The sequence below is a fragment of the Citricoccus sp. genome (assembly GCF_035445025.1).
In the GTDB taxonomy this organism is placed as follows: Bacteria; Actinomycetota; Actinomycetes; order Actinomycetales; family Micrococcaceae; genus Citricoccus.
The window spans coordinates 1-1688 of record NZ_DAOMPX010000167.1; the positions used below are offsets into that span (position 1 = coordinate 1).

Consider the following 1688-nt stretch of genomic DNA (forward strand, 5'->3'; position numbering starts at 1 on the left):
GTGCACGGTGCCGAGCAGCCTGCGGCCGATGCCGGGACTGATGTCACGGGCCGGGACGGCCGCCCGCTCCACGGCGTCCGCCAGCCCGAGCTGCCGGTACACCTCCAGCGAGCGGGACTGCAGGCCCAGGGCGCGGGACTCGCGGGTCGGCCCGGCCTTGGCGTCCACGACGACGGCCCGCAGCCCGAGCCGGGCGCACCAGGCCCCCGCCATCAGCCCGGTGGGCCCGGCGCCCACGACGAGCACGTCCGTGGCCACGGCGCGCAGGGGCGGGGAGACGCGCGGGGAGGATGCGGGGGGACCCGGGGTGCCGGCAGCAGGCATGACCTCAGGGTAGGGCGGGGCCCGTCACCGTTCCATGGGCGGGGGGCGCCAGCCCCGCAGGGTGCTCCTCCGGCCCCGGCGGGACCCGCTGCGGGCCCGGACCTTCCGTGCCGGCCCGGGCACTGGCACGATGGCCGCATGCATCGTCGCGTCGAGGTCCACGGGGCCGTGTCACCGGAGGTGGCATGGACGCGGTACGAGCGGTTCGACGCCTGGCCGGGGTGGGCGCCGCACATCCGCCGGGTCGAGGCGGACGGCGAGGTGATCCACCCCGGGGCCCGGGGGACCGTCCACGGGCCCGCGGGCCTGAGGGTGCCCTTCCGGATCGATTCCGTCGACCCGGCGCGGTGCACCTGGTCCTGGACCGTGTGGGTGCCCGGCAGCCGGCTCATCCTGTTCCACGACCTGGCGGCCGAGGGCACCGGCACCCGGGCCGGCGTCGACCTGGACGGGCCCGCCGTGCTGGTGGCGCCCTACGCGCCGTTCACGCGATGGCCCCTGCGCCGGCTGGTCCGGCCGGCCGGGGACTAGGGTGGGAGGACACTGCCGGAGAAGTCGAGGAGCACGGGCCCATGAGGATCAGCGTCGGACAATTCCGCCCCACCGGAGTGGCCGCAGAGAACGTCGCCACCATGGAACGGCTGGCCCGCCAGGCCCGGGATGACGGGGCCGGGCTCATCCTGTTCCCCGAGGAGTCCATGTTCACGGTCCGGCACGTGGCCGGCTCGTTCGCCGAGTCCGTCGACGCCGGCTGGTCCAGCTTCGTGCGCGACCTCACCCGGATCGCCGCGGACCTGCAGATCGCCATCGTCGCCGGCGGGTACGAGCCCTCGGGCACCGACCGTCCGTTCAACACCCTCATCGCGGTGGACGCCACCGGCAGGATCGTGGACACCTACCGCAAGATGCACCTCTACGACGCCTTCAAGCACAAGGAGTCCGACCGGATCACCCCGGGCGTGCGGGACCTGTCCGTCGTGGAGATCGGCGGTCTGCGTTTCGGCATGATGACCTGCTACGACCTGCGCTTCCCCGAGGTGGCCCGGGCCCTGGCCGTGGGCGGGGCCGACGTGCTGCTGGTGCCGGCCGCCTGGTTCGCGGGCGACCACAAGGTCGATCACTGGCAGACCCTGCTCAAGGCCCGCGCGGTGGAGAACACCGTCTGGGTGGTGGCCGCCGACACCCGCAGCGACACCACCATCGGGCACTCGGCGATCGTGGACCCGCTGGCCATCCCCGTGGCGTCCCTGGCCGAGGAGGGCGAGGCGATCGCCACCGCCGACGTCACCCGGGAGCGCATCGACGAGGTCCGGTCCTTCCTGCCCGTGCTGGCCAACCGCCGGACCGACATCCTCGGCTGACGG

At 74.4% G+C, this 1688-nt stretch carries 3 protein-coding genes; 2 read left to right on the top strand and 1 reads right to left on the bottom strand.

Annotation, left to right across the window (positions count from 1 at the left end; all coding sequences use genetic code 11):
- Nucleotides 1–324 (bottom strand): FAD-dependent monooxygenase (locus PLJ28_RS15895; RefSeq protein WP_324590447.1); only part of this gene is annotated, 324 nt, incomplete at its 3' end.
- Nucleotides 325–462: 138 nt separating this feature from the next.
- Between PLJ28_RS15895 and PLJ28_RS15900 the strand changes: the two genes are divergently transcribed.
- On the top strand, nucleotides 463–855 hold the full coding sequence (locus PLJ28_RS15900) for an SRPBCC family protein (protein ID WP_298042098.1): 393 nt from the start codon (nucleotides 463–465) through the stop codon (nucleotides 853–855).
- Nucleotides 856–896: 41 nt separating this feature from the next.
- Complete coding sequence (locus tag PLJ28_RS15905; protein WP_324590448.1) at nucleotides 897–1685, top strand: carbon-nitrogen hydrolase family protein; 789 nt, start codon at nucleotides 897–899, stop codon at nucleotides 1683–1685.
- Nucleotides 1686–1688 lie beyond the last annotated feature (3 nt).

Coding starts and splice junctions, on each gene's coding strand:
- PLJ28_RS15900 (WP_298042098.1), top strand. CDS start 463: ATGCATCGTCGCGTCGAGGTCCACGGGGCCGTGTCACCGGAGGTGGCA.
- PLJ28_RS15905 (WP_324590448.1), top strand. CDS start 897: ATGAGGATCAGCGTCGGACAATTCCGCCCCACCGGAGTGGCCGCAGAG.